Below are 25,952 nucleotides of genomic sequence, written 5' to 3'. Positions count from 1 at the left end.
CGGAATGGACCGAGGGAAGGTCAGGGTCGGGGATGTCGTGATCATCAGTGCCCATCTTAACTATCAGCGATCATCAGCGTTCCATCAATGACCGCATTTCTTCAACAAGTCGCTAAGGCCCTTCTGGCCGAGCATGGCGCTGCGCTGCGCGATGTGGCGGTGGTGCTGCCCAGCCAGCGGGCCGGTCTGTACCTGCGGAAATGGGTGAGCGAGGAAGCAGGGCAGCCGCTATGGAGCCCGCAGATCTTCACCATCGGCACCTTCATGGAGGAGCTGTCCGGGCTGCGTCCTTTGGCGCCTGAAGAGCTGCTTTTCGAAGGCTACGAGGCCTACCGCATGGTCGAGGGTGAGAAGGCTCAAACATTCGGTGATTTTCTACAGTGGGCCGGTACCACCTTGGCCGATATCAGCGAGGCCGATGCACACCTTGTTCCCCTTGAGAGCTACTACCGTGATCTGCGTTCCTGGGAGGAGATCGAATGGACCTTCAACGACAACCCATTGAGCCAAGGCCAGCAGCGTATGGTGCGTTTCTGGGCCATGGTCGGTAAGCTCCATGCCGCGCTGAACGCACGCCTACTGGAACAAATGACCGGCACCACGGGACTGATCGAACGTACAGCGGCAGCCAGCGCAAGTGAAGTGAAGAACCAATGGAATGCCGTCTGGTTCGCCGGTCTTAACGCGTTGACACCCGCACAAGAAACCGTGCTGCGACACTTCCAAAGCACGGGGTCGGCCCGTTTGGCCTGGGATGCGGACCACTACTATTTCGATCGGAAGGAACAGGAGGCTGGACAGCATCTGCGCAAGGCGATCGGCACCTTCGGACCGGGCATCATTCCCATCGGGAACAACTTGGCCGAAGGAGATCTTCACTTGCAAACCGTGCGCGCTCCGAACGATGTTTCCCAGGCATGGTGCGCCGCCGAGCTGCTGAAGAAGGCCAGTGCCGAGGACCGCGCCCGAACCGCCGTGGTCCTCGCCGATGAAAGCCTGCTGCAGCCCCTGTTGGAGGCACTTCCGCCGGACCTCGGCCCGCTGAACATCACCATGGGACTGCCGGTGGCTCAACTGCCCATCGGTTCTTATCTCGATGCTCTCAACCGCCTGCATGCCGGCACGCGCCCAGGTGCGGGCTTCTTCCATGCCGATGTGGAGCGCTTTCTGGGGCATCCGTTCCTGAGGCAAGGCGCCGTGGCGGCGGCCGTGGCGCAGATCTCAACTGCGATCAGAAGTTCCCATCGTGCATTCGTTCCCGCACCGTTCATGCAAGACGCTTTCCAACGCTCGGGGCTGTTTCCGGATGCCGCCAATGTCTTCACCGAAGTGACGGACGTTCGGGTCGGGATGCCGGTGGTCACCGCACATGCACTTTCGTGGGCCATGCACGCCATGGCCGGTGACGAGCTGGCCACGGAACAGATCTATCAGGCCTCGCTGGTGTTGCGCCGCATCCATTTGTTGCTGGACGGGTACGCGCATGAGCTGGACCTGAAGGCGTATTCGGCCCTGTTCCACCGCTTGTTGGGCGGGGCCCGCATCGGGCTCTTCGGCGAACCCTTGGCCGGCGTACAAATAATGGGGATGCTGGAGGCCCGTGCATTGGACCCGGAGCGCGTGATCGTGCTGGGGGCACAGGAGGGTTCGTTGCCTTCGGGAGGGGCTGAGCGCTCCTTCATTCCCTTCGAACTGCGCCGCGCCCACGGCATGCCCTTGCGCGATGGCAACGAAGCGGTGCAAGCCTACAATTTTTTACGCATGCTGCAGCGTGCCCGGGAGACCGTTCTGGTCTGGCCCGAAGGCGCCGATCCCACCGGCCCGAGCCGCTTCATCCTACAACTTCAACATGAGCTTTTCAAGGGAAAGGAAGAGCGGATGGAAGCCTTCGATGCACGCATCCTTATGCCAGAGGTCCACACGTCCGGCGTGAGCGTGGTGAAGAATGATGCCGTGCTGAAGGCCCTGCGGGAGAAGCTGGAGAAAGGATTGTCCCCATCCGCCTTGGGCGATTGGCTGCGCTGCCCATTGGACTTCCATTTTAAGCATGTCCTGAAGCTGAAGGAAAGCGAGGAGATCGATGTGCGCATCGCCCCAAATGTGCTTGGGGATGCGCTGCACGCTTCCATGGAAGCGGTCTACCGGCCGTTGCTGGGAAAGCCTTTACAGACCGGGCCCTTGTTGCAGGCGGCCACGGACATCGAAGCGATGATCGTGGCCGAACTGAAGAAGCAGGTGGGGGGGGATCAACTGGGCCAAGGACAGCCGTTGTTGCAAGTGCGAATGGCCGTGCATGCCGCGCAACGCTTCCTGCGGAATGAGGCCGATGCCGTCGGTGAAGGGGCGGTGATCACCCCGCTTGAACTGGAGGTCGGCCTGACACACGCTTTAGGTAGGGCCGCTCAGGCGATCGGTTCGCCGGTGCTGATGAAAGGCCGCTTGGACCGCGTGGATCAACGGGACGGCCTGGTGCGCATCCTGGACCTCAAGTCCGGTAAGGTGGATCCCGCCGATCTGTCCGTAAAGGAAATGACGCTGGACGCGCTCCTCGGGAAGAAGCGATATGCCGCGCAGTTGCTGGTTTATGCCTGGCTCTATCTTCAGGAGCACCCGGAGGTGGCCGCTGTGCAGACCGGAATTTTACCGCTTCAGCGCGCGGCCAGCAGTAAGCCCTTATTGATGCAACTGCCAGAGGGAACGACGGTCACGCGGGAGGCATTGCTCGCGATCGATGAGCTGCTCACTGAAGCGGTCCGGCAGATGATGGACCCCACAGTACCGATCGAGCATGACCCCCAGAGCAAGTACTGCTCGTATTGCCTGGCCGGCGACACGTAAGTTCCAGCCTGCGCCGTCACTACGGTCCCCCTAAAAACCGAACAGGGGCCCGGATGGGGCCCCTGCGCGGTAAACCTGCAAGGATTAGGAACCAGATCAAGGAAGAACCTTGGATCTGGGAATAAGACGCTTGTGGTGGTAGGGGGTTGCCTCCGTGTTGAAAAGATCATGGCGTAAATGAGTAACCCACCCCCCGGATTGAGCGAAAGTGCTTGGGCCTGTGTGGGTTATCTTCAAAATATTTTCGGAAGGAAACGATGAAATTATCGATCGTCCGAGTGGTGGGGAAGACATCGTAGCCCCAGACCTTCTGTAGGATCTCCTCTCGCGACACCACCTCCCCGGCCCGGTCGGTGAGCAGGCGAAGGAGCATCATCTCGCGTTGCGTGATCCGCTTTTGAAGGCCCCGTTGCCCAGTGATCTCATACGTGTCGAAATCCACCACATTGCTCCCGAAGCTGTAGCGTGAGGGGCCGGTCGCGCCGGTATCCGTTGCCCGGGACACCAGTTTTTCCACCCGGAGCAGCAGCTCTTGCAGGTCGAAGGGTTTTCCGAGGAAATCTTCACCGGCGCGCAGGCCGCGCACCCGGTCCGCAGAGGTGGTACGGGCCGTAAGAAAGAGCACCGGCGTGCGGTCGCCCTCCAACCGGATGGTCTCGCAGATGGTGAATCCGTCCACGTCCGGCAGCATCACGTCCAGCACGATGCCGTCGAAGCGGGCGCCCCGGATACGCTCCAAGGCCTCGCCGCCGCGCACCGCCGTGGTCACGTCATAGCCTTCCAACTCGAAGTTCATCCGCAAGGTGGAACGGAGTGTCTCCTCATCCTCCACCAGGAGCAAGCGTTTCTTGCGTTCTTCATCCATCGTGCCGCAAAGATCGGTCAAGGCTACTTTCGCGGCATGTTTGACGAGGAACTGTTGGCATGGGCCAATTCCAAAAGGAAGAACACCATGGTGGACGGTCTGGGCATCACCTTCATCGCCAGTGCACCGGGCACTTTCGCGGCCACCATGCCCGTAGACCATCGCACGGTGCAGGCCATGGGCCACCTGCATGGCGGTGCTACCGCTGCCTTGGCGGAAACTGTAGGTAGTATGGGCTCGGCCTTGTTGGTGGACCGTGAGAAGTACGCGGTGATGGGCATCGAGGTCAACGCCAACCACTTGAAAAGCGTGCGTTCCGGCCAGGTCACCGCCACGGGCACGCTGCTGCACAAGGGACGCACCACGCATGTTTGGGATATCCGCGTACACAACGACGCCGGTGAACTCATTGCCGTGTGCCGGCTTACCAATGTGGTGATCACCAAAAAGCCATGAGCCAACATACGGTTCTGAAAAAGGCCTTGGCCCAATGTATCGCCGAGCGCCTCACGTTCGCGGCCTTCCGCACGCCCGGTCAGCCGGTCCAGATCTGGGCGCAACGCACGCCGGACCTCGAGACCGTCGACGGAACGCTGCTCTTGGAACTCAATCAGGTCTTCCTTATCGCACCGTTCAATCTGGACCGTGAACACGTGCCCTTCATTCGTGCGGACATCGAATTGATGTTCCCCGAGATCGATCCGGACATCTCCCGACTGGGGGAATGCGAAGGCAGCCCTGTGCCACCGCAAACACCGGCCCCGGCCACGGCCAAGGCGGACTTTATCCAGGCGGTGGCGGCGGCCAAGCAGGCCTGCACCTCGCGCGGCATCGACAAAGTGGTGCTTTCCCGCGTGATGGATGCAGAGCTAGAAGCGGACCTCCTTCCGGAGCTTTTCACCCGTGCCATGGAAGCAAGCGGGGAGACCTTCGTCGCTATGGCCTGCACTCCTGAACACGGGCTATGGATGGGCGCATCGCCGGAACGCTTGGTACATGAGGAGGAGGACCACGTGCGCGTGGACGCTATCGCGGCAACGCGGCCCAGCGACAAGGTGCCCGAACGTATTTCTGCTTGGGGCGCGAAGGAGCTTGACGAGCAAGACCAAGTGACACGCCATGTACACCGGGCTTTTGTCCGGAAGGATGTAGGCAACATCGTGGTACGCGGGCCGGAAGTGATCCAGGCCGGGCCAGTGGCGCATTTGCGCACCGTGCTGGAGGGCGACCTCGGCGAAACGCTGCTGGGCGATCTGGTGCTCGAACTGCATCCCACGCCTGCCGTCTGCGGGGCACCAACGGAGGCGGCCCGCGCATTCATTGGAGAACATGAGCGGCACGACCGTTTGCTTTACGCCGGCTTTTGGGGCCCGTGGAATGCCGAAGGTCCCACCGAGCTTTTCGTGAACCTGCGTTGCATGCAGGTCCGCTCCGGCAAGGTGCAACTCCATCTGGGTGCGGGCATCACCGCCGGTAGCGATCCCGAGATGGAATGGACGGAGACCGTGCGCAAGGCGGACACGTGGTTGCGCCTGCTTGAACCCACACGTGCGGCAACTTGAGCGATGGTCACCTCCGATCATTTCGCCGCCGCTGAACTTGCGCGGCTCTGTGCCGCGAAAGGCGTACGCCATGCAGTAATAAGCCCCGGTTCGCGCAATGCACCATTAGTGATCGCCTTCAGCAAACGACCTGAGATCCAATGCCTGCAGGTGATCGACGAGCGCAGCGCGGCCTTCTTCGCCTTGGGCTTGGCACAGCAGAGCCATCAGCCGGTGGTGTTGATCTGCACCAGCGGAAGCGCGGTGCTCAACTACGGTCCGGCGATCGCCGAAGCGTTCTATCAGCGCATCCCCCTGCTCGTGATCTCCGCCGACCGGCCCGAGGAATGGATCGATCAAGGTGAAGGACAGACCGTCCGACAGCGTGATGTGCTCGGGCCACATTTGAAGAAGAGCGTGCAACTTCCACGGAACGCGGATGAACTTTCGCAATGGCATTGCGGGCGCTTGATCAATGAGGCGATCGATGCCACGCTGCTTCCTGTGCCCGGCCCCGTGCAGGTGAACGTGCCTTTCAATGAGCCGCTGTACGGCACGACGGAAGTGAAAGAGGAAGCTCGCTTGATCGCGCCCATGCCGGTGGGGTCCTTCCTGTTACCCGACAAGGGTTGGCGAGTCCAACAGCTCTCCACCAGCTTGAAGGTGATGGTGATCGTGGGTCAGGGCGTGTGGAGCGAGGGCATGAAGGCCCAATTGCGACAGCTGGCCGCATTGCCGCAATTCACAGTTCTCACCGAGGCTACCTCGAATTTGGATGACAGCGCCTTCATCACCTGCATCGACCGCGCGATCGAAGGCGTGAACGCGAGCAATGAGGCCGACCTGAAGCCCGATGTGCTGATCACCTTCGGTGGCGCCATCGTCAGCAAGCGGATCAAGGGACTGCTGCGGAAATGGAAGCCCGAACAGCATTGGCACGTCGACGCCGGGGAGCGATACCACGATACCTATCAAAGCCTCACGCACGACATTGCAGTGGAGCCGCACATCTTCCTCGCACAACTGGAGGGCCAGGTGAAAGGCAATGAAAGCCTCTACGGCGAAGCATGGCGCATGGTGGATGCACGGATGCGCGAGGTCCATCAGCGCATTCTCAAGGCGACGCCCTTCTGCGACCTCATGGTCTTCGAAATGCTGTTGGGGCGCATTCCTGAAGGCAGTGATATTCATTTGGCCAACAGCACCGCAGCACGCTATGCGCAACTCTTCGACCGCGCACGAGGCCAACGCTTTTTCAGCAACCGGGGCACCAGCGGCATCGACGGCTGTACCAGCACTGCCGTGGGTGCCGCCTTCGCAACGGGCAAGCCCACCACGCTCATCACTGGCGACGTGGCCTTCTGCTACGACAGCAACGCTTTTTGGAACAACCACCTTTCCCCGGAGCTGAAGGTCATCGTGATCGACAACGGTGGTGGCAACATCTTCCGCTACATTGAAGGCCCGGACCGAGACCCAGCACTGCTCCCGTGGTTCGAATCCCCGCACCAGCGCGACATTTCAGCAATGGTGAAGAGCTTCGGACTACCGTGCTATTCCGCCAGCGACGAAGCATCCCTGAAGTCCGCGCTCGATGAGCTGTACAAGCCGCACGACAAAGCCGCCGTGCTATACATCACCACAGATGCGCTTGTTTCCCCGAAGGTGCTGCGTGCGTACTTTGAACAACTGCGGTCCGCATGAGGGTGCGTCAAGTTGTTAGTTGTCAGTTGTCCGTTGTCAGGCGTAGCCGCGACGGAGGCCTCCGTTCAAAGTTCACTGACCACCGATCCCCGGCAGCTCACATCCCCTCTGTGCCCTCCGTGCCTCTGTGGTGAAAAACCAACAAATCATGTCCCGTACTTGGACCCCGATAAAAGAATACACCGACATCCGCTTCGAGTTCTTCGCAGGCATCGCCAAGATCACCATCAACAGGCCCGAGGTCTACAACGCCTTCCGCCCGGAGACCACCATGGAGATGCTCGAGGCCATGGATATCTGCCGCGAAATGAACGAGGTGGGCGTGGTGGTGCTCACCGGGGAAGGTGACAAGGCTTTCTGTAGCGGCGGTGACCAGAATGTGAAGGGGCGCGGCGGCTACATCGGTGCTGACGGCGTGCCGCGCCTGAACATCCTCGACATGCACCGCCGCATCCGCGAGATCCCCAAGCCCGTGGTGGCCATGGTGAACGGCTATGCCATCGGTGGCGGGCATGTGCTGCACGTGGTGTGCGACCTCACCATCGCTTCGGACAATGCGCGCTTCGGGCAGACCGGCCCGAAGGTGGGCAGCTTTGACGCCGGCTTCGGCAGCAGTTACCTCGCGCGGCACGTCGGCCAGAAGAAGGCCCGCGAGATCTGGTTCCTCTGCAACCAATACACCGCCAAGGAGGCCGAGGACATGGGCATGGTGAACAAGGTGGTGCCGCTCGCCGAGTTGGAGGACACCACGGTGGAATGGTGCCGGATCATGATGCAGCGCAGCCCGATGGCCCTGCGGATGATCAAGCGCGGCCTCAACGCCGAGCTCGACGGCCAACGCGGATTGATGGAATTCGCCGGCGACGCCACGCTGATGTACTATCTGATGGACGAGGCGCAGGAGGGACGAAACGCCTTCATGGAAAAGCGCGAACCGGATTTCAAGAAGTTCCCGAAGTTTCCGTGAGGATTTCTACCACAAAGGACACGAAGAGCACAAAGAAGCCTTGGTGCGATAAGAATTTGTATTGCGCTTAGGCGAGTTGTAGCCCCTTGATGCCCTTGAAGTGCTTCGTGTTCAAAGTGAGGAGAGGAATATCGTGTGCGATCGCGATAGCGGCGATGAGGTAGTCTGCAAGGTTCTTGCCTCTGTCCTTGCCCTTTGATCTGAGAATTTCCCGAAAGCGGACGGACACTTCCATCGTCAACGGAAGGATCTCGAAATTTTTGTTGAGATACAAAAAGATCCGGTCGTGCTCAGCCTCGTTCCGTGCGCCATCCAGCATTTCGGAGAGCACCACGTCGCAGATCACTTGGAGGGCATCATTCACACGAGAGAGCGCGGCATCAGCTTTTGCTTCATTCCGGGCAAGGCCGACAAGGATGCTGGTGTCGATCAGGACCGTTTCCATGCGCGCTCGCGGATCTCTTCGGCAGTGATGTCGCGATCCTTCCAAATGCCCCGGATCTCGGCATATTGGTCCTTGTCCTTTTCGGCCTCTCGTTCGAGCAATTCCACAAAGAGGGCGGAAATGCTCTTCTTGCGCCGTCGGCTGAGCATCGTTGCGGTCCGCTTGAACTTCGGCGGAACGGAAAGGGTGAGCTTGACTGTCATGGAATCACGTATTGGAATGTGAAGTTACGTAATAACGGACGATCATGACTTCGATCGAATTACAGCCTACCATGTAGCTTTCGGCCATTCCTTCCAAATTGAAAGGGTATAAGCGATGAAGTACTGGCTCCACGCCTTCCGCTTGCGAACCTTGCCCTTGGCAATGAGCAGCATCATCACGGGCAGTGCGTTGGCCGCATTCCATCACGCTTTCCGCTGGCCGGTGTTCGCTCTTGCGCTGGTCACTGCGGTGTTGTTGCAGGTGCTGAGCAATTTGGCGAACGACCTCGGGGATCACCTGCACGGCACCGACAACGAGGTGCGCGTAGGCCCGCAGCGCGCGGTGCAAAGCGGTGCGATCTCCACTGCTGCCATGAAACGAGCCATGTGGATCTGCGGGCTGCTGGCATTCGTTTCAGGTATCGCGTTGATCGTTATAGCCTTGGGACTTTCGGTCACAACACTGGTTTTTTTATTGATCGGCCTGCTGGCCATCGGTGCGGCGGTGAAGTACACCTTCGGCAGCAATCCGTACGGCTATGCGGGCTTCGGTGATATCAGCGTGCTGCTCTTCTTCGGCATCGTGGGCGTGGTCGGTACCTTCTACCTGCACACGGGATCATTTGCGCCGTCGGTCCTCCTGCCGGCATTCGGCATCGGGCTATTGTCCACCGCTATGCTCAACCTCAACAACATGCGCGACATCCATGGAGATGCGGCCAACGGAAAGCGAACGTTGGCCGTGCGGATGGGTGCGGAACGCGCGAAGGGATATCATGCGGCCTTGGTTCTGATCGGTTTTGCCTGCTTGGTGCTCTTCAACGCCACGCATTTCCACACGTGGTGGCAGTACCTGTTCGTCATCTCCTTCATCGCGCTGGACCGCCACTTGCGCTTCGTGCTGAAGAACAAGGAGCCACGGGCATTGGATCCACATATGAAGATCCTTGCCCTAACGACGCTCGTAACCGCATTGCTCTTTTCTTTGGGGTTGGTCTTGGCAGCATAGGAGCAACCCGGAGAACCTCGTTGCTCCGCGTCTCATCGCCGCCGCAGCCAACTATTATGATCCAAGCTACTTGGAACGAACTCACCCTCACCCCGCGCTTTCCGCTGGGTACTAGCAAGGGTGTGATCAACGTGCGCACGGTTTGGTACCTGATCGCATGGGACACGGACCGTCCGCAAGTGCGCGGCATTGGTGAAGCGGCGCTCTTCCCCGGCCACAGCAAGGAATTCCCGGCGGATGTGCGCACCAAGTTGTTGGAGCTCTGCGCGGATACGTCCAACTGGGAGCAACGCTTGCACGATGATCTTGTCCATGTGCCCAGCGTGCGCTTCGCCGTGGAGCAATGCCTGCGCGACCTGCAAGTGAGCGGTAGCAAAGTGCTGTTTCCGTCCGAGTTCACATTGGGGCGCGCGGGCATCCCGATCAATGGCCTGGTGTGGATGGGCGACAAGGACACGATGCGCGAACGGTTCAAGGCGCAGATCGACGGCGGCAACCGCTGCATGAAGATGAAGATCGGCGCGATCGGCATCGATGAAGAATTGGGATTGCTGACCGATGTGCGCCGCGAGTTCAGTGCGAAGGAACTGACCTTACGCGTGGATGCGAATGGCGCGTTCACCAACAGCACGGTGATGCCCGTGCTGGAGCGCCTCGCGGAATTGGAAGTGGAAAGCATCGAGCAACCGGTGCCTTCCGGGCTGTACGAAGTGATGGCCGAGCTGTGCGCGAGCAGTCCGCTGCCGATCGCGTTGGACGAGGACCTCATCGGCATGAATACGACCGAGGCCAAGAAAGACCTGTTGGACCATGTGAAGCCCCAACACATCGTCATCAAGCCAAGCATGGTGGGCGGATGGGCCGCAGCGCAGGAATGGATCGACCTCGCGCAGGAACGCAGCATCGGCTGGTGGATCACCTCGGCGCTGGAAAGCAGCATCGGACTGAACGCCATCGCGCAATGGACAGCCACTTTGGGCGTGACCGTTCCACAAGGCTTGGGCACGGGCAGCGTCTACGCGGACAATATCCCGTCCCCGTTGACCGTGAAAGGCGGCGAGTTGCGCTACCTTCCCGAAGTGGCCTGGGATCTTGAACGGCTCGCCCTATGACCGCCCGTAGAAAGCACACGAGGACCATCAAAGACGCGTTCGGATCGTTGACATTGGACGGGAAGCAGTTGGAGCATCTCGGCGTGTACAAGTATTTCGATCAATTGAATAACAAACGGCGCAAGGCGGAAACGTGGAAGGACGAGGTCTACCATTTGGTCTTGGAACTCATCTTGTTGGGCGGTAAGTCCATCAGCGCAAGTACCAGTGGTACTACAGGTACGCCGAAGGCCATGCGCATCCCACGCCGTGATCTGGTACACAGCGCACGTCTCACGGCCGAAGCGTTCGACCTGAAGGAAGGAGACCGCGCCTTGTTGTGCCTTCCCTGCGCCTACATCGCCGGTAAGATGATGTTCGTGCGTGCGATGGCCCTTGGCCTCGACCTGCATGTGATGGACCCGCGCGGCAGCGTGCTGGGCAATCTCGGCGATATCAAGGACCGCTTCCGCTTTACAGCGATGGTGCCACTGCAACTGCACCGCGCCATTCAAGAGGACCATGCCCGCGTTGAAAGGCAATTCGACACCATCCTCCTTGGCGGTGGGCCGGTAAGCGCTGCGTTGGAAGAAGATCTGCAAGGCTTGAAGACCGCTGTATACCAAGGGTATGGAAGCACCGAGACGGTGACGCACGTGGCTTTGCGGAAGTTGAACGGAAAGGAGAGGAGCGATCGCTACACCGCCATCGGACGCGTGACCTTTGGCATGGATGAACGCGGCTGCCTCGTGGTCCGCACACCGCATTTGATTACAAAGGAGCATGTCACCAACGACCTGGTGGACTTGATCGACGACACGCACCTCCGTTGGTTAGGCCGTATCGACAACGTGATCCTCAGCGGAGGCAAGAAGATCTATCCGGAACAGTTGGAGGCGAAGACCGCCGGGGTGATCCCTTGGCCACACTTCTTCATGGCCTGTCCGGACGAACGCTTGGGCGAGGCCGTGGCTTTGGTATTGGAGACGGAACGGGGCTCGGAAGAAGTGCTGGATGAGGTGTTGCAGGCACTTTTCAGCGTACTATCGGAACATGAGCTTCCCCGCCGGGTGACGGCGTTGCGATCTTTTCTGCGAACGGGTTCCGGTAAGGTCGTGAGGCGCTTGGTGCCCTAATCTGAAGCGCTATTTCCTTCGTCCCGTGGTGACAGAAGAACGGAAACCTTCATGCGGTTTGTTTCGAAGGCCTTTAACAGATAGTGGATGCAGAGGATCAAGCCCGTCATTTCGAGCGTTTCCTCCAAGGTATAAAGGGAGATATAACGCACATTCATGTACATCCAGCAGCTGGTGGGGTCCTCATAGACCTCACAAGGTATCCACGGGAAAAGCGATGCATCTTGGAAGGGCAATGTCCGCACCAGTTTGGCCCCCGCCATTTCCATGAACACGGCCCCGAAAACATAGACCGCGCCACTTAGGATGAGGCTCCTCCGCACCGCTGGTCGGAGCCCGAAGAGCCAGCGGGACAGGACCAGTCCGAGGCCGATCACGGCCAAGCCATACGGGATCACCCAGGCATAGTAGAACCAACCAAGGTCGCCGCCGGTCTGTTTGCCATTATTGAGCAGACGGAGAGTGAACAACATGAATTTCTCATGGATCTGCGAACCCTCATCGAAACCGAGGAAAACAAATACGCCGGTCATCACATACCAGCCCATTCTCATCTTGGGCAATGCGGCATTCCCATGCATATAGAACAAGGCCGCCGCGATGAAAAAGAGAAGGGCGTTGAAGAATGTGGGCACGTTCGACTCCAAGTCCAGATCCACGAGCTGGGTCAAGGCTGCCACCTTCCAGTGCAACACCAAATGGCAGAAGGCCACGGTCAAATGAAGCACCACAAGAATGCCCAGCACCGTGAATAATAGACGGGCCGCTTTTCGTGAACTGAATTCGATCGAATACATCAAGGTGTGTGGGTTGGTGGGGACGGTTTACCTTTTTCAGAACTGCCCCGTACAATGGGGCCATGTAACGAAAGACGGCATTCTCAAGGTTACGCATTGGCGATGAACTGAACACGCACGTCGCGATCAAGCTTGAACGGTCCCGTTGCACAATTGCAGCGAGGCAATTCATGCGGACCGGACCAGTATAGGCGACATCAGGGCTTTGCAAGCCCACTGTTCAGCGGGCTGCTTCTTCGGTGGGCAAGATGGCCAGAACAAGCTGCTTGCGGCGGTCGGCCAGTTCGATCAGCAATGCGCGGATGCACAGGATCAATCCGGCCATTTCACAGGTTTCTTCCACCGTGTACATGGCGATGTAGCGCGGGTCCATGAAGATCCAGCAATCGCTCACGTCACCGAAAACGCGGCAGGGCATCCATGGGTAATTGGCGGGATCGACCGGGGTAAGGCCTTCGATGAGCTTTCCACCGGCCATTTCCATGAACACTGCCCCGAAAACATAGAGGATGCCGCTTGCCACGAGCCGTTTCCGCAACGAAGGCGAGAGGCCCATGATCCAACGCAGGAGCACCACGGCCAAGACGATGGCGGCCAGTCCATAGGGGATCACCCAGGCATAGTGGAACCATCCTCCCAAGGTGTTCCCTCCGGAACCCGCAAGAAGGCGCTTGGTGAATTGCATGAACTTCTCATGTATCTGCGATCCTTCGTCAACACCAAGGAAGAGGAACACCCCGGCCATGGTCTTCCACCCGCGCGCGGCTTTTGCAGGGACCTCGCGACCATGCAAAAGGAACAGCACCGCACCGAGGAAAAAGAGCAGTACGTTATAAAGGGTCGGCAAATTGGCCTCCGTGTCGAGGTCCGCCAACATGGTCAAGGCCTCCACGCGCCAATGCAGCACGAGGTGGCAGAAGGATGTGAACAGACTGAGGGCCACCAAGATGGCCAGCACCGTGAACAGGGTCCGCGTGGTGCGCTTGGGATCGAGAACGATACCGTGCATGGTGGATCGCAAGCGGCTATGGGGCTTTGGCAGGAAAGGTTGGCGCCGCCCCGGTCCAGGGGCGGCGCCGAATGATCAGGCCTTCCCCAAGATCTTGAACATGCCCGTGCCGCACTCGGGGCACTTGCCTTTCATGGCCCTGCGACCGTTCGCCATTGTCACTTCTTCGGCGTCCTTCATGTTGCGCTTTGCCTTGCACTTCACGCAATAGGCTTCAACTGCTGCTGCCATGGTATTGGGTTTTTAGTTCCGGACAAAAGCATCCGGAGGGTTCAGTGCAATGTAATAACCGGGCTACATGCACTACAGGCAAGTGCCGGAGCGTGTTATCAACAATACCCGTGCAACGATCGGTGAAAGCACCTTATCCCTTTGATCCGTAGCCTGCGCGTATCCGCACCCGATCCAACGTGGCATTGGCCACGGTCCGTGCTTTTTCAGCCCCGATCCGCAATCGATCATCGAGCTGTCCCTTGTCCGTCATTAGCTCTTGAAATGAGGTGCGCTCGCTCACAAACCTTGTGAGGAGCACCTCCAATAGTGCCTTTTTAGCGTGACCATAGCCAAAACCGCCGCGCAAATACTGTTCACGCATGGCCTCCACGTCCGCTGGCTCCGCCACCATCTTGAAGAGTTGAAAAACATTGTCCGTAGCCGGGTCCTTGGGATCCTCCAGGGCCTTGCTGTCCGTCACGATCCCCATCACCTGTTTCTTCAGCTCTTTTTCAGGCAGGAAGATGTTGATGGTGTTGCCGTAGCTCTTGCTCATCTTCCGGCCGTCGGTGCCCGGAACGGTCATTAGCTGCTCGTCGATCCGGGATTCCGGCATCACGAAGGTGTCGTCACCATACGCCCGGTTGAACGTGCTGGCGATGTCTCGGGTGATCTCCAGGTGCTGTTTCTGGTCTTTGCCCACGGGCACCATGTTGGTATCGTACAGCAGGATGTCCGCTGCCATCAGCACGGGATAGTAGAACAGCCCGGCGTTCACCTGGCTGACATTGGCGCTCTTGTCCTTGAAGGAGTGGGCGTTCGCCAGCATGGGGTAGGGTGTGAGGCACCCCAAGTACCACGTGAGCTCGGTCACCTCCGGCACATCACTTTGCCGGTAGAAGGTCACGTTCTCCACGTCCAGCCCGCAGGCCAACCAGGCCGCAGCTACGGCATATGTGTTCTCCCGTAATACCTGAGGGTCCCGCACCGCGGTGAAGGAGTGCATGTCGGCGATGAAGAGGAAGGCATCATTGCCCGCCGACCGGCCCATGGAGATGGCCGGCAGGATCGCTCCGAGAAGATTGCCCAGATGGGGTACCCCGGTGCTTTGTATTCCAGTGAGAACGCGCATGTTGGCCACGATCGACCCCAAAACGGGGATGTCAACGGTGAGGGCACGAATATAGAGGGTAGCTTCGCCCTTCTTTTTGCCAGCCCTCAACGTGTCCTTTTCCCAAGAACAGCGATCCCGGCCCATGGTGGCCGATGGCGAGCGCCTGCGGCGGCCCTTGCTGAAGTGGCTCTTCCTCCTGCCCCGGCTGATCTTCAAGCTGTGGTTCATGCTCGTGTTCGCCCTCTCGTTGGTGCTGCTCTATATCCCTTTCCGGGTCCTATTGCGCAAACCATCGCGTTATCCGCGGGCCTTTATGTTGATGCGCTTCTGGGGCGGCTTCCTCGGTTTTTTCATGCTGATGCCGATACGCGTGAAACGGGAAGGCATGTTGCCCCCGCCGCCGTACGTCGTCTGTATCAATCACAGCAGTTATTTGGACATCGTCCATACCTTCAATGTGGTACCGGACTATTTCCTTTTCATGGGGAAGTATGAGCTCCTGAAGTGGCCCTTGTTCAATATCTTCTTCAAGGACATGCACATCGCGGTGAACCGTGGCAGCCGCACGGAAGCCGCGCGGGCCTTGATGAAGGCCGGACGCGCCATCGACCTTGGCGTGAGCGTTAGCATTTTCCCCGAGGCCACCATACCGCAGAGCTCGCCCCGCATGAAGACCTTCAAGGACGGAGCGTTCCGCTTGGCCATTGAAAAGCAGGTGCCCATCGTGCCCATCACCTTTCTTGATAATTGGCGGCTCCTGGGCGATCCTGAAAAGTGGTCGAGCAGGGGGCATCCGGGCATTGCGCGGGCGGTGGTCCACCCACCGGTGCCCACAAAGGGGCTGGCCGTATCCGATATCGATGCCTTGCGCCGGCACGTGTTCGACATCATTGAGGCACCTTTGCGTGCGGAATATCCCGGATCATGAAGATCGACGAAGCCACCTTGGACCGCATCGCCGAATTGGCACGGTTGGACATGAGCGACCCTGCCGTCCGCGCCACCTTGCTCGGCGACATGCAGCGCGTGATCGATTTTGTGGAAGCCCTCAACCAAGTGGACACTACGGGCGTGGAGCCTCTGGTCTTCCTGAACGAGGAGCTGGATGTATTGCGTGCCGATACGCCGGCCTTGGAGATCTCCAAGGAGGAAGCCCTCGGGAACGCTCCGCTCAAGGACAGTGATTACTTCAAGGTGCCCCGGGTGATGGGCAACGGCTGAAGCACTGGCAGGGGGGCCGTCGATCGTTCCTCGCCCCATACCGCGCGTTTCCGCGTACCCAGCTCGCGCCAGCCATAGATCAGCACGAGCAGTGCGGACCCGATGCAGTTGGCCACCACGAAGCCGTTGATGTAGATCGGGTCCAGGCCGCCGTTCGCGGGGAACACGGGAACAATGAAGAAGGCGCAATTGCTCACGATCTGTGCGATCATCAGGGTCGTGCCGCTACGCGTCATGTTGAAGATCCAGCCCAGCAGGATGGTGAGCGAGAACATGCTGGCCATGAAAACCGGAACGGGGAAACCGTCCGGGACACCTTCGCCCAAGAGCAGCATGGGCAGGTACCACAAGCCCCATGAAACACCCACGATGGCACAGGAGGCCAAGGCGGAAAAGCGGCCTTGGAGGCGGGTCACGGAGAACTTCATCCAGGCGGTCTCCTCCACGAATGCGATGCCGACGATGAAGGCGAAATTGTGCATCAGGTTGATCGCCGCCTGCTTCGTTCCGCCGAAAAAATCCTCGATGACCCAACCGGGCCAAGGTGCAAGCCCGAGCAGTGTGATCACGATGATCCCCGCGTAGAAATAGAGGAACTTCCAGGAGATTGCGAGCGCATAGAACCGGGTCGGTGCCTTCCATCTGAAATAGGAGCCGAAAAGCGTCTTCAGCCCGTCCGACCCTTGAAGGTAATAGGAGATCAACATGGCAAAACCGAGCGGCCCGAACACTCGGAAGCGGAACACCATGTGCGCCACGGGGTCGTCCTCCATCCGTAGGCCATCATGCAGCCTGTAGGACATGAAGCCAACCATCAAGAACTGGTAGCCCAACGTCAGTACCGTGAACGAGAGCACGGGGAAACGGGTGATGAAAGCGCGCATCAGCCTTATCAAGCGGTGCAATGATAATGGGAAAGCCGGATGCTCGTCAATACCATTTGTTACAAGCGCCGGACGCGCACCACCCACGAATTACCTTCGCCGCGCGGCCATTGCGCAACGGGGTGCTGCCTCTTGGTGCCCATAACCCAAAGCACTATGTACGGAAAACTGAAGGACCATTTGATCAAGGAACTGGCCGCCATCGAAGAGGCCGGCCTGTACAAGCGTGAGCGTATCATCACCAGCGAGCAGGGCGCGGAGATCACCGTGAACACCGGCTCTGGGGCCGGTGCGGACTCCCGCAAAGTGCTGAACTTCTGCGCCAACAATTACCTCGGTCTGAGCTCGGACCCCGAGGTGGTGAAGGCGGCGCACGACACATTGGATTCCCATGGTTATGGCATGAGCAGTGTACGCTTCATCTGCGGTACGCAGGACATACACAAGGAACTGGAGGAGAAGCTGGCCAAGTACCACAGCACCGACGATACAATACTTTACGCCGCCTGCTTTGATGCCAACGGGGGCGTGTTCGAGCCACTACTGGGGCAGGAGGACGCCATCATCAGCGATTCCCTGAACCACGCCAGCATCATCGACGGGGTGCGCCTGTGCAAGGCCATGCGCTACCGTTATGCGAACAACGACATGGCCGACCTGGAAGTGCAGCTGAAAATGGCCCGTGCCGATGGTGCCGGCCATATCGTGATCGTCACTGACGGTGTGTTCAGCATGGACGGCATTGTCGCGGACCTCAAAGGCATCTGTGATCTAGCGGACAAGTATGAGGCCTTGGTGATGGTGGACGAATGCCATGCGGCGGGCTTCATCGGCAAAACGGGGCGCGGGAGTGTTGAGCATTGTGGTGTCACCGGTCGCGTGGACATCATCACGGGCACCTTGGGCAAGGCGCTTGGCGGGGCCATGGGGGGTTATACCACGGGTCGGAAGGAGATCATCGAAATGCTGCGCCAACGCTCGCGTCCGTATCTCTTCAGCAATTCACTTACACCTGCCATTGTCGGCGCGTCCATCAAGGTGATCGATCTGCTGAGCGGTTCCACCGATCTGCGCGACCGCTTGGAGAAGAACGTGGACCGCTTCCGCACAGGCATTGAAAAGCTCGGGTTCAAGACCCGCGGTTCCGGCGCGGCGATCGTGCCCGTGATGCTCGGCGACGCCAAACTCAGCCAAGTGATGGCGGACAAACTGCTGGATGAGGGCATCTATGTCATCGGCTTCTTCTTCCCCGTGGTCCCGAAAGACACCGCCCGAATCCGCGTGCAATTGAACGCGGCCCAAACGGACGCGCACATCGATAAGGCGCTCGCCGCATTCGAAAAGGTGGGGAAGGAACTCGGGGTGATCTGAGCCCGACCTCAGGTAAGATGACGGCTTTTATGCCGGGTCTTGGCCCGAGACACCGGCTCGGCCGGGGCATTTTTATCATTAGGAAGCCATTTATGCTACCTTCAACACCTCCTCGTTGGGTAAAAGCAACTATTCCCGTTGTTCGCCCGTATCCCGGCTCGATCCGTGAAAAATGAAATGGGGCACTCTTCGTGATCTTCTGCGCGCCAAGCAATGGGTGAAGAACGGCTTTCTGCTTCTTCCCGGCTTTTTCGCGGGGAATATCCTGGAACCCGGCGTCTTCCTACGTGTGATCCTGGGCATGGCCGCATTTTCCTTGGTAGCCTCCGGGATCTATATCGTGAACGACCTGCGGGACGTGCAAGCGGACAGACTGCATCCTCGAAAGTGCAAGCGCCCTATCGCAGCGGGCTTGATCAAACCTTCCACCGCGATCGTGATCGCATGCGTGGTGGCCATCATGGGTCTTGCAGGCGCCTACCTGTTGGAACCGATGTTCGGCCTGATCACCTTGGGATATGGTGTGATGAACCTGGCTTACAGCCTGTACCTGAAGAGGTGGGCGATCCTGGACGTGATGATCATCGCTTTGGGCTTCCTCTTTCGCATTCATGCGGGAGGCGCCATGGCGAACGTGCCGATCAGTATGTGGCTGGAGATCCTCACCTTCCTTCTGGCCTTGTTCATTGCCTTCGGCAAGCGTCGTGACGAGGTGATCGTGGCCGCAGTGGCCGGCAACGGGACCCGGCGGAACATTCAAGGGTATAACCTGGAGATGGTGAACAGCAGCATGTCCTTGATCGCCTCCGTGACCTTGGTGGCTTATGTCATGTACACCGTCAGCCCGGAAGTAATGGCCCGCATCGGCAGCCCCTATCTTTACTACACTGGTTTCTTCGTGCTCATGGGCATGCTGCGATACCTGCAATTGGCGCTGGTGAAGCATCGGACCGGTTCACCCACGCAACTGGTCCTTGAGGACTGGCCATTGCAGGCGGTGATCGGCGGTTGGCTGATCTCATTCGCTATCATCATCTATGCACATTGAGAACGGACGTTTCAGCAATTGGGGCAATTATCCCGTGCGCACCAGCACTTCCTACGCGGTGGAGAGCGCCGAGGAAGTGCAGGCCCTGCTGCGGGAAGGTGGCCAGTGGACCCCGCGCGGCAACGGCCGCAGTTATGGCGACGCCTCCTTGGGCGCACGCATGTTGGACGGGCGATCCCTGCCTCCCGTCTTCGAACTGGACGCCGACAGGGGCACGGTGAACTGCGGCGCCGGCATGTTGTTGGACGAGCTGCTGCTACGGATCGTGCCCGAGGGCTTTTTCCTTCCGGTCTCGCCGGGCACACGGCTGATCACCGTGGGCGGGGCCATCGCGGCGGACATACACGGCAAGAACCACCATTGCGACGGAAGTTTCTCCGCCCATGTGCTGGAAATGCACATCGTCACCGGCGATGGTGAAATGGTCATCTGCTCATCGGAGCGGAACGGGGAATTGTATTGGGCCACGATCGGCGGGATGGGATTGACGGGCATGATCGTCAGTGCCACCATTGCCCTCAAGCGCATCACCTCGGCCTACATCCGCCAGCGCAGCATCAAGTGCAAAAACCTGTCGGACCTCTTCGCGGCTTTCGAGGAACACGCGGATGCAACCTATAGCGTGGCCTGGATCGACCTGCTGGCCCGGGGCAAAAAGCTGGGACGGGGCGTCCTGCTGCTCGGGGAGCACGAACCCGTGGAGCGCCTTCCCGCCAAGCTGCGGCGCGATCCATTAAAAGTGCATTCAAAGGCAAAAGTGGGCGTACCTTTTTTTTTCCCGGCTTTTGCGCTCTCGAACTTAACTGTGCGGGTCTTTAACGAACTGTTCTATGGCAAGCACGGTAGCGGCGCGCGGGAAAGCATGGTGCATTACGGCCCCTACTTCCATCCGCTTGATGCCGTCGGCCAATGGAACCGGATCTATGGCAGGCGGGGATTCCTGCAATACCAAGTAGTGGTCCCGCTGAAAGGGGGCGAGGCACACATGCGAACGATCATCGAGGAGCTGTCCAATGCGCGCGTGGCCAGCTTTCTCGCAGTGCTGAAGCGCTTTGGCCCCGGCAATGACAGGTCGCCCATGAGCTTCCCCATGGAAGGCTATACTTTGGCGTTGGACATCCCGCGTTCGGCGCGGGTATTCGCCGTGCTGGACCGCATCGATGCGATGGTAGCGGAAGCGGGCGGGCGGATCTACTTGGCCAAGGACGCCCGCATGTCCGGCAGCACACTTCGTGCTACCTATGCCGGGCTATCCGGTTTCCAGCGTACAGTGGCCAAAGAGGGGCAGGGACACTTCACCTCCTCCCTTGCCGAGCGCATGGCCTTGCAAAGTAACCAGATGGAAACCCCCCACTTCGATCCCAAAGCGGTGCTGATCCTGGGTGCCACATCGGACATCGCCGCCGCCATGGCCGACCGGTTCGCCCGCGAGGGCCGGATGCTGATCCTCGCCGGCCGAGACATGGACCGCCTGCGCGGCATGGCCGAAGAACTCGGCCGAAAACACGGCGCCGTGTGTGTGCCTTTGGCGTTCGACGCCACACGGACGGAGGGGCATCGCGCATTTTACGAAGGCCTGGACCCCAGACCGGGGTCGGTGGTATGCGCCTTCGGTGAGCTGCCGGACCAAATAAAAGCCCAAGAAGACCCCGCGCTTGCCTTGCGGTCCATCATGGTGAACTATGCCGGCGCGGTGAGCATTCTGGAGCTTGCCGCGGCCGATCTTGAAGGCCGTGGCACAGGACATGTCGTTGGCATTTCCTCCGTGGCGGGCGACCGTGGGCGGGCGAGCAATTACATCTATGGCAGCGCCAAGGCAGGCTTCACGACCTATCTCAGCGGACTGCGCCACCGCCTGTTCAAGTCGGGCGTTCAGGTGCTTACGGTAAAACCGGGCTTTGTGCGAACGCGAATGACCGAGGGCCTTCCCCTGCCCGCGCCGTTGACGGCCACCGCCGACCAGGCCGCTGCAGCCATCATCAAGGCGATGCGCCGCAAGCGGAACACGGTGTACGTGTTGGGACGCTGGCGTTGCGTGATGGCCGTGGTGCGCAACCTGCCCGAGTTCATCTTCAAACGGACCAAACTGTGAGCACACTGGCGCTCTTCGATCTGGACGGCACCTTAACACGTGGTGACACCATGCTGGCGTTCATCCGGGCCCGATCGGGGCCTTGGAAGTACCTGTGGATGCTGATACCCGCAGCGGTCGTCCATGCGCTGGGGCGGATCCGCATACTGCCTGCCGACGCGGGCAAGAGGCGATTGATGAGGGCGGCTTTCGCGGGGGTGGCAACGGGCGATGTGGTACGGGACGCCGAACGATTTGCCAAGGATAAAATGCCGGTCTTGATCCGTGAAGGGGCGATGGAATGCCTGCGTTGGCACGTGGCGGAAGGCCATCGCACCATCATTGTCAGCGCTTCATGTGACGTCTGGCTGGTGCCGTGGTGCGCTGCGGAAGCATTGGAACTGATCGCCACCGGGCTGGAGGAGAGGGGCGGCCGCTACACCGGTGAATTGTCCACCTCCAATTGCAATGGCGAGGAGAAAGTGCGTCGCTTGCGCAAGATCCTGGACCCGGCACGGTACGAACACATTTACGCCTATGGCGACACGCCTTCGGACCGGCCGATGCTGGCGTTGGCCACAAACCCACGGTATAAACCGTTCCACCAGATAGACCATGACAGGACGGAGCCGTTATTGGCACAGGAAGGTGCCGCAAAGGCGTCCATCCGTCCAAAGGGTCTGGTCGCTGTGGCATTTGGGCTGGCGCTGGTGGCGACGTTGCTTATCGCAAAGGCGTCGAAGCCCATTACGGAGGCGGAGGCCACCGGAAACTATGAGTACGTGCCGGAAATTTTCCCAAGGCATGGTGATTGGCCCGATGAGATCCGGTTCCTGCCCCACCACCAAGTGAGATTGGAGGACAGTGATGGTACCGTCCGTTTTGAAGGACCTTGGCATTGGGACGAAAAGGTACATGCACTCCGGCTCGACGATCCGGCTTGGGACCGGCGGGTGCGGTGGGTGCATGGTTGGGGAGGACCCGTGCTGGAAGTGGCCTCACCGGTGGGAAAGGGCCTGTTCCAGGTCCTCACATTCAAGCGCATGGAATGAGCGACCTGCCAAAAGGGATCAGCGAAAGGCTTGGAGGCCAAGGCAAGGCCGAGAGCAGCGTGGCCATATTGATGCTGCTTTTCATGCTGGTGCTTTCCGCAGTTCCCGCCTTCCGTGCCGTACATGGGTTGGAATGGGGACCCGTGATGGATTTTTATCGCGACGGTTCCTATGTCCACAGCATCTTGGAGGGACACTACGGACAGGACCCCCAGTTCAAGGGTGAACACCTTTGGTACACACCGCTGATCTTCGGGCTGGAGGCCCTGTTGGTCAAGGTCACCGGTCTTCCGGTGCAAACACTCCTCGTTCAGGCAGGTCCTTGGTTGAACCTCTTGGCACCCGTGTGCTTCTTCATCATGGCGTGGTACTTCCGGGGGGGCGTGACCGCTGTGGCCGCCACAGCGATCTACCTGTTCTTCCTGATCGGTGACGAGCCGGCATGGGCGGTGCCCACCTATACACCCTGGCTGATCCCCATCTCGTTGGTCCAGGGCTTCTTCTACCTCGGCTTGATCGCCGTCCACAGGGCGTTCCGTGGCGGCCGATTGGCCGCATATCTGGGCATGGGGGCGCTGTCGGGAGTGATCTTCATGACCCATGCTGCGCCCGCTTTGATCCTGGTGGCGATCATCGCGATATTGACGGTGGACGCTCTGTGGATCCCTCTGCTCCAAGGGAATTGGCGACAGGTGCGGAGGGTTTCGGGTCTAAGTCTGGGAGCTGCCGTGATGTTCATGCTGTTCGCTCTACCGCTGCTCCGCTATATCGTCGGCGATTACGGCATGCGAATGATCAACCGGGCACCGTTCCTCTATACCTACGAGCTGCTCACCCTGCACCACATACGCCTCTTCCTCTTTTACAACATCACCTGGGTAACGGTCGCCGGGCTTGCCGGCGTCGCACTCCTGATGAACGAAGTGTGGAGGAGGAGCATCCTCCGGCCCAGGATCGAACTGTGGTGGTTCCTGATCTGCCTGGCGCTGTTCCTGTACGCCTATTTGGTCAGTATACTGAACGCGTATCTAGGTGTCCATTTGCCGGGGACCGCACCGTCCTTCCATTACTTCTTCTACATGAAGGCCGCCTTGGTCCTGCAAGCTGGGGCGGCCATTGCTTGGATGGCACAAAAATTACCCATGGCCCCCGGACGTGCTCGTGCGTTCGCCATGCTGGTCTGGGTATTGCCCATCGCCATTGTCTATCCCGGGTACTCAGGGCGCATGGACCTCTATGGTATGCGGGCGCTCAGCCTGAAGATCAGTGAGGACGCGGACCTGGTGGCCATGTTCTATTGCCTGCAGGATGACTTGGCATGGGACGATGTGGTGCTGTGTGACGACGACCTCAGCGTCTTTCCCCTGATGCCTTCCGCGCGTAAGGCCGTGGCCACGGTCTGCACCATGGCGAACCCGTACGTGGACCTTCCTCCCCGTGTGGCGGACCGGGATGCCATGATGGACGGCCTGAGGACGGAACGTGCCGATCAAGGCGCCTTGTTGGCCAAGTACGACGTGACGCACTTGCTGGTGCGCGCTGCCGATGAGGTCAAGATGCCTCTGCGCGGGCAATGGTTCCCGATAACGGTCTTACGCACTGAGGGTTATGTCCTCTTTGCCAGGGGCGACAGCGCCATAAGAATGTCCTGGGCCGGACGGGATCTACTGGAAAAGTCACCTCAACCAAGCCGGTCCACCGCCACTTTGTAGCGCGGGTCCTCTACAATGTTCACGTCGATCACGTCCCCGGCGTTGCGCAACAATTGCTTGCAGTCATCGCTCAGGTGGCGCAGGTGGACCTTCTTCCCTGCGGAACGGTAGCGCTCGGTGATGCGGTTCAGCGCCTCGATCGCGCTCATGTCCGCCACGCGGCTCTCGGCGAAGTCGATCACCACCTCATCCGGGTCGTTCGGCACATCGAATTTTTCATTGAACGCTTGTATGCTGCCGAAGAAGAGCGGCCCATAGATGGCATAGTGCTTCACGCCATGCTCGTCCACATGCTTGCGGGCGCGGATGCGTTTGGCGTTCTCCCACGCGAACACCAGCGCGGAGATCACCACGCCGATCAGTACCGCGACGGCAAGGTTGTGGAACACCACGGTGATGGCGGCCACGGTCACCATCACAAAGACGTCGTGCCGCGGCATACGGCCGAAAGTGCGCAGGCTGGTCCACTCGAAGGTGCCGATGGCCACCATGAACATTACGCCAACCAATGCCGCCATGGGCAGGCGTTCGATCAAGGGTGCGCCGAACATCACGAACACCAGGAGCATCACCGATGCCGTGATCCCGCTCAGCCTTGCCCGAGCACCGCTGCTGATGTTGATCAGGCTCTGGCCGATCATCGCGCAGCCGCCCATGCCGCTGAAGAAGCCGCTGAGCATGTTGGCCGCGCCCTGAGCCACGCACTCCTTGTTGCTGCGGCCGCGCGTGCCGGTGATCTCATCGATCAGGTTCAACGTGAGCAGGCTTTCGATCAGGCCCACGCCCGCGACGATGACCGCGTAGGGAAGCACGATCATCAACGTTTCCCATGTGAACGGCACGGAGGCGATATGGAAAGGCGGGAAGGCGCCACTGATGGAGGAGATGTCGCCGACGGAGCGCGTGTGGATGCCGAAGCCGATCACCAGCGCCGCGACCGTTACGATCGCAACTAAGGACGATGGCACTGCCCGGGTCAACTTCGGAAGGCCCCAGATGATGCCCATGGTGAGCGCGGTAAGTCCGAGCATTACCCATATCGAGGAGCCGCCGAGCCAAGCACCGTCCATGGTCTTGAACTGTGCGAGTTGCGCCATGAAGATCACGATCGCCAAGCCGTTCACAAAGCCGTACATCACCGGTTGCGGTACCAGCCGGATGAATTTTCCGAGCTTGAACAGTCCCGCGAGCATCTGCAGTACGCCCGCCAGCACCACGGCGGCGAAGACGTATTCCACGCCATGCCTCGCCGCCAATGCCACGATCACAACGGCCACTGCGCCGGTGGCCCCGGAGATCATGCCGGGCCTGCCACCCAGGATGCTGGTGACCAGGCCCATCACGAAGGCTGCGTACAGGCCGGTGAGCGGCGAGAGGCCGGCGATCAACGCGAAGGCCACCGCCTCCGGGATCAACGCCAGCGCCACGGTGAGGCCGGAAAGCACCTCGGTGCGGTAATTCACCTTCTGCTGGAAGTCGAAGAGACGGATGTAGGGGCGCATGGATGATATTGCAAAAGCATCACAGATCCGAAGAACAGGAAATGAACGCCAACTGAAAAAGGGCGGCGAAAGTAAGCGCTTGGCTGAGCTCTGTGGGATCCATTCGCCACCGGCCAGCGCTTGCGTGCCAGCCTGCCGTAGGCATGGTCGCGAGTGCCT

General features: G+C 59.6%; 24 protein-coding genes. 15 read left to right on the top strand and 9 right to left on the bottom strand.

The annotated features are described in order from the left end of the window. The first annotated feature begins 87 nt into the window (after positions 1-87). Positions 88-2,838, top strand: coding sequence for a PD-(D/E)XK nuclease family protein (locus IPP95_08280; GenBank protein QQS71199.1), 2,751 nt, complete (start codon positions 88-90; stop codon positions 2,836-2,838). A gap of 166 nt (positions 2,839-3,004) precedes the next feature. Here the strand turns inward: IPP95_08280 and IPP95_08275 are convergent, their stop codons facing one another. Further along, positions 3,005-3,703: a response regulator transcription factor gene (locus IPP95_08275; protein ID QQS71198.1), complete on the bottom strand. Its 699-nt coding sequence runs from the start codon at positions 3,701-3,703 to the stop codon at positions 3,005-3,007. A gap of 36 nt (positions 3,704-3,739) precedes the next feature. Here IPP95_08275 and IPP95_08270 point away from each other — a divergent pair, with 36 nt between their 5' ends. The 4 genes from IPP95_08270 to menB all read left to right on the top strand — a co-directional run bounded on the left by IPP95_08270 (position 3,740) and on the right by menB (position 7,915). Continuing rightward, positions 3,740-4,159, top strand: a complete 420-nt coding sequence (locus tag IPP95_08270) for a hotdog fold thioesterase (GenBank protein QQS71197.1) — start codon at positions 3,740-3,742, stop codon at positions 4,157-4,159. Further along, positions 4,156-5,265 (top strand): chorismate-binding protein, encoded by a 1,110-nt coding sequence (locus IPP95_08265; GenBank protein ID QQS71196.1) that lies wholly within the window; start codon positions 4,156-4,158, stop codon positions 5,263-5,265. The genes IPP95_08270 and IPP95_08265 overlap by 4 nt, the downstream gene beginning before the upstream one ends. A gap of 3 nt (positions 5,266-5,268) precedes the next feature. Then, entirely contained in the window at positions 5,269-6,948 is a 1,680-nt protein-coding gene (gene menD / locus IPP95_08260; protein ID QQS71195.1) for a 2-succinyl-5-enolpyruvyl-6-hydroxy-3-cyclohexene-1-carboxylic-acid synthase, read from the top strand. 148 nt (positions 6,949-7,096) lie between these two features. Beyond that, positions 7,097-7,915, top strand: a complete 819-nt coding sequence (gene menB, locus IPP95_08255; GenBank protein ID QQS71194.1) for a 1,4-dihydroxy-2-naphthoyl-CoA synthase — start codon at positions 7,097-7,099, stop codon at positions 7,913-7,915. Positions 7,916-7,982: 67 nt separating this feature from the next. On the opposite strand, the gene IPP95_08250 is transcribed toward menB, so the two are convergent. Beyond that, positions 7,983-8,360, bottom strand: a complete 378-nt coding sequence (locus IPP95_08250) for a PIN domain-containing protein (GenBank protein ID QQS71193.1) — start codon at positions 8,358-8,360, stop codon at positions 7,983-7,985. Next, complete coding sequence (locus IPP95_08245; GenBank protein ID QQS71192.1) at positions 8,345-8,563, bottom strand: hypothetical protein; 219 nt, start codon at positions 8,561-8,563, stop codon at positions 8,345-8,347. The genes IPP95_08250 and IPP95_08245 overlap by 16 nt, the downstream gene beginning before the upstream one ends. Positions 8,564-8,678: 115 nt before the next feature. Here IPP95_08245 and IPP95_08240 point away from each other — a divergent pair, with 115 nt between their 5' ends. The 3 genes from IPP95_08240 to IPP95_08230 are packed head-to-tail and all read left to right on the top strand — an operon-like array spanning position 8,679 to position 11,799. Continuing rightward, a complete protein-coding gene (locus IPP95_08240; GenBank protein QQS71191.1) occupies positions 8,679-9,572 on the top strand; it encodes a 1,4-dihydroxy-2-naphthoate polyprenyltransferase in 894 nt (297 codons plus the stop codon). Between the two features lie 56 nt (positions 9,573-9,628). After that, the gene (locus IPP95_08235) at positions 9,629-10,684 is read left to right on the top strand and encodes an o-succinylbenzoate synthase (GenBank protein QQS71190.1); all 1,056 of its coding nucleotides are present in this window, start codon (positions 9,629-9,631) and stop codon (positions 10,682-10,684) included. Next, complete coding sequence (locus tag IPP95_08230; GenBank protein QQS71189.1) at positions 10,681-11,799, top strand: AMP-binding protein; 1,119 nt, start codon at positions 10,681-10,683, stop codon at positions 11,797-11,799. Before IPP95_08235 ends, IPP95_08230 begins: the two co-directional genes overlap by 4 nt. Here IPP95_08230 and IPP95_08225 read toward each other — a convergent pair. From IPP95_08225 to trpS, 4 genes are all read right to left on the bottom strand, one after another. Next, positions 11,796-12,596 carry a hypothetical protein gene (locus tag IPP95_08225; protein ID QQS71188.1) on the bottom strand — a complete coding sequence of 267 codons (801 nt, stop codon included), beginning with the start codon at positions 12,594-12,596 and terminating at the stop codon, positions 11,796-11,798. The genes IPP95_08230 and IPP95_08225 overlap by 4 nt on opposite strands. 220 nt (positions 12,597-12,816) lie before the next feature. Continuing rightward, positions 12,817-13,605 (bottom strand): hypothetical protein, encoded by a 789-nt coding sequence (locus IPP95_08220; GenBank protein QQS71187.1) that lies wholly within the window; start codon positions 13,603-13,605, stop codon positions 12,817-12,819. A 75-nt stretch (positions 13,606-13,680) separates the two neighbouring features. Further along, positions 13,681-13,836 (bottom strand): hypothetical protein, encoded by a 156-nt coding sequence (locus IPP95_08215; protein QQS71186.1) that lies wholly within the window; start codon positions 13,834-13,836, stop codon positions 13,681-13,683. Between the two features lie 133 nt (positions 13,837-13,969). Further along, on the bottom strand, positions 13,970-14,950 hold the full coding sequence (trpS, locus tag IPP95_08210) for a tryptophan--tRNA ligase (GenBank protein ID QQS71185.1): 981 nt from the start codon (positions 14,948-14,950) through the stop codon (positions 13,970-13,972). A gap of 91 nt (positions 14,951-15,041) precedes the next feature. On the opposite strand from trpS, the gene IPP95_08205 reads away from it, so the two are divergent. Continuing rightward, positions 15,042-15,860 carry a 1-acyl-sn-glycerol-3-phosphate acyltransferase gene (locus IPP95_08205; protein ID QQS71184.1) on the top strand — a complete coding sequence of 273 codons (819 nt, stop codon included), beginning with the start codon at positions 15,042-15,044 and terminating at the stop codon, positions 15,858-15,860. After that, a complete protein-coding gene (gatC, locus tag IPP95_08200) occupies positions 15,857-16,153 on the top strand; it encodes an Asp-tRNA(Asn)/Glu-tRNA(Gln) amidotransferase subunit GatC (protein QQS71183.1) in 297 nt (98 codons plus the stop codon). Before IPP95_08205 ends, gatC begins: the two co-directional genes overlap by 4 nt. Here the strand turns inward: gatC and IPP95_08195 are convergent. Further along, positions 16,117-17,037, bottom strand: a complete 921-nt coding sequence (locus tag IPP95_08195) for a CPBP family intramembrane metalloprotease (protein ID QQS71182.1) — start codon at positions 17,035-17,037, stop codon at positions 16,117-16,119. The two genes, gatC and IPP95_08195, sit on opposite strands and share 37 nt — an antisense overlap. A gap of 156 nt (positions 17,038-17,193) precedes the next feature. Here IPP95_08195 and kbl point away from each other — a divergent pair, with 156 nt between their 5' ends. The 5 genes from kbl to IPP95_08170 all read left to right on the top strand — a co-directional run bounded on the left by kbl (position 17,194) and on the right by IPP95_08170 (position 24,291). After that, positions 17,194-18,408, top strand: a complete 1,215-nt coding sequence (gene kbl / locus IPP95_08190) for a glycine C-acetyltransferase (GenBank protein ID QQS71181.1) — start codon at positions 17,194-17,196, stop codon at positions 18,406-18,408. Positions 18,409-18,580: 172 nt separating this feature from the next. Beyond that, on the top strand, positions 18,581-19,456 hold the full coding sequence (locus IPP95_08185) for a decaprenyl-phosphate phosphoribosyltransferase (protein QQS71180.1): 876 nt from the start codon (positions 18,581-18,583) through the stop codon (positions 19,454-19,456). After that, positions 19,446-21,548, top strand: coding sequence for an SDR family oxidoreductase (locus tag IPP95_08180; protein QQS71179.1), 2,103 nt, complete (start codon positions 19,446-19,448; stop codon positions 21,546-21,548). The genes IPP95_08185 and IPP95_08180 overlap by 11 nt, the downstream gene beginning before the upstream one ends. Then, entirely contained in the window at positions 21,545-22,579 is a 1,035-nt protein-coding gene (locus IPP95_08175) for an HAD-IB family hydrolase (protein ID QQS71178.1), read from the top strand. Before IPP95_08180 ends, IPP95_08175 begins: the two co-directional genes overlap by 4 nt. Next, the gene (locus IPP95_08170; GenBank protein ID QQS71177.1) at positions 22,576-24,291 is read left to right on the top strand and encodes a hypothetical protein; all 1,716 of its coding nucleotides are present in this window, start codon (positions 22,576-22,578) and stop codon (positions 24,289-24,291) included. The genes IPP95_08175 and IPP95_08170 overlap by 4 nt, the downstream gene beginning before the upstream one ends. On the opposite strand, the gene IPP95_08165 is transcribed toward IPP95_08170, so the two are convergent. Continuing rightward, complete coding sequence (locus IPP95_08165) at positions 24,261-25,793, bottom strand: SulP family inorganic anion transporter (protein QQS71176.1); 1,533 nt, start codon at positions 25,791-25,793, stop codon at positions 24,261-24,263. The genes IPP95_08170 and IPP95_08165 overlap by 31 nt on opposite strands. Between the last annotated feature and the right edge of the window lie 159 nt (positions 25,794-25,952).

This window comes from Flavobacteriales bacterium (assembly GCA_016700415.1).
Lineage (GTDB): Bacteria > Bacteroidota > Bacteroidia > Flavobacteriales_F > PHOS-HE28 > PHOS-HE28.
The sequence above is the reverse complement of the archived record's forward strand: the minus strand, read 5'-3'. Positions and strand labels throughout refer to the sequence as shown.

Excerpts from the sequence above, each read along its gene's own strand:
- IPP95_08165 (QQS71176.1), bottom strand. The coding sequence starts at position 25,793 with ATGCGCCCCTACATCCGTCTCTTCGACTTCCAGCAGAAGGTGAATTAC.
- IPP95_08245 (QQS71192.1), bottom strand. The coding sequence starts at position 8,563 with ATGACAGTCAAGCTCACCCTTTCCGTTCCGCCGAAGTTCAAGCGGACC.
- IPP95_08265 (QQS71196.1), top strand. The coding sequence starts at position 4,156 with ATGAGCCAACATACGGTTCTGAAAAAGGCCTTGGCCCAATGTATCGCC.
- trpS (QQS71185.1), bottom strand. The coding sequence starts at position 14,950 with ATGCGCGTTCTCACTGGAATACAAAGCACCGGGGTACCCCATCTGGGC.
- IPP95_08250 (QQS71193.1), bottom strand. The coding sequence starts at position 8,360 with ATGGAAACGGTCCTGATCGACACCAGCATCCTTGTCGGCCTTGCCCGG.
- IPP95_08230 (QQS71189.1), top strand. The coding sequence starts at position 10,681 with ATGACCGCCCGTAGAAAGCACACGAGGACCATCAAAGACGCGTTCGGA.
- IPP95_08280 (QQS71199.1), top strand. The coding sequence starts at position 88 with ATGACCGCATTTCTTCAACAAGTCGCTAAGGCCCTTCTGGCCGAGCAT.
- gatC (QQS71183.1), top strand. The coding sequence starts at position 15,857 with ATGAAGATCGACGAAGCCACCTTGGACCGCATCGCCGAATTGGCACGG.
- IPP95_08170 (QQS71177.1), top strand. The coding sequence starts at position 22,576 with ATGAGCGACCTGCCAAAAGGGATCAGCGAAAGGCTTGGAGGCCAAGGC.
- IPP95_08220 (QQS71187.1), bottom strand. The coding sequence starts at position 13,605 with ATGCACGGTATCGTTCTCGATCCCAAGCGCACCACGCGGACCCTGTTC.
- kbl (QQS71181.1), top strand. The coding sequence starts at position 17,194 with ATGTACGGAAAACTGAAGGACCATTTGATCAAGGAACTGGCCGCCATC.
- menB (QQS71194.1), top strand. The coding sequence starts at position 7,097 with ATGTCCCGTACTTGGACCCCGATAAAAGAATACACCGACATCCGCTTC.
- IPP95_08185 (QQS71180.1), top strand. The coding sequence starts at position 18,581 with ATGAAATGGGGCACTCTTCGTGATCTTCTGCGCGCCAAGCAATGGGTG.
- IPP95_08195 (QQS71182.1), bottom strand. The coding sequence starts at position 17,037 with ATGCGCGCTTTCATCACCCGTTTCCCCGTGCTCTCGTTCACGGTACTG.
- menD (QQS71195.1), top strand. The coding sequence starts at position 5,269 with ATGGTCACCTCCGATCATTTCGCCGCCGCTGAACTTGCGCGGCTCTGT.
- IPP95_08235 (QQS71190.1), top strand. The coding sequence starts at position 9,629 with ATGATCCAAGCTACTTGGAACGAACTCACCCTCACCCCGCGCTTTCCG.
- IPP95_08240 (QQS71191.1), top strand. The coding sequence starts at position 8,679 with ATGAAGTACTGGCTCCACGCCTTCCGCTTGCGAACCTTGCCCTTGGCA.
- IPP95_08215 (QQS71186.1), bottom strand. The coding sequence starts at position 13,836 with ATGGCAGCAGCAGTTGAAGCCTATTGCGTGAAGTGCAAGGCAAAGCGC.
- IPP95_08270 (QQS71197.1), top strand. The coding sequence starts at position 3,740 with ATGTTTGACGAGGAACTGTTGGCATGGGCCAATTCCAAAAGGAAGAAC.
- IPP95_08275 (QQS71198.1), bottom strand. The coding sequence starts at position 3,703 with ATGGATGAAGAACGCAAGAAACGCTTGCTCCTGGTGGAGGATGAGGAG.
- IPP95_08225 (QQS71188.1), bottom strand. The coding sequence starts at position 12,596 with ATGTATTCGATCGAATTCAGTTCACGAAAAGCGGCCCGTCTATTATTC.
- IPP95_08180 (QQS71179.1), top strand. The coding sequence starts at position 19,446 with ATGCACATTGAGAACGGACGTTTCAGCAATTGGGGCAATTATCCCGTG.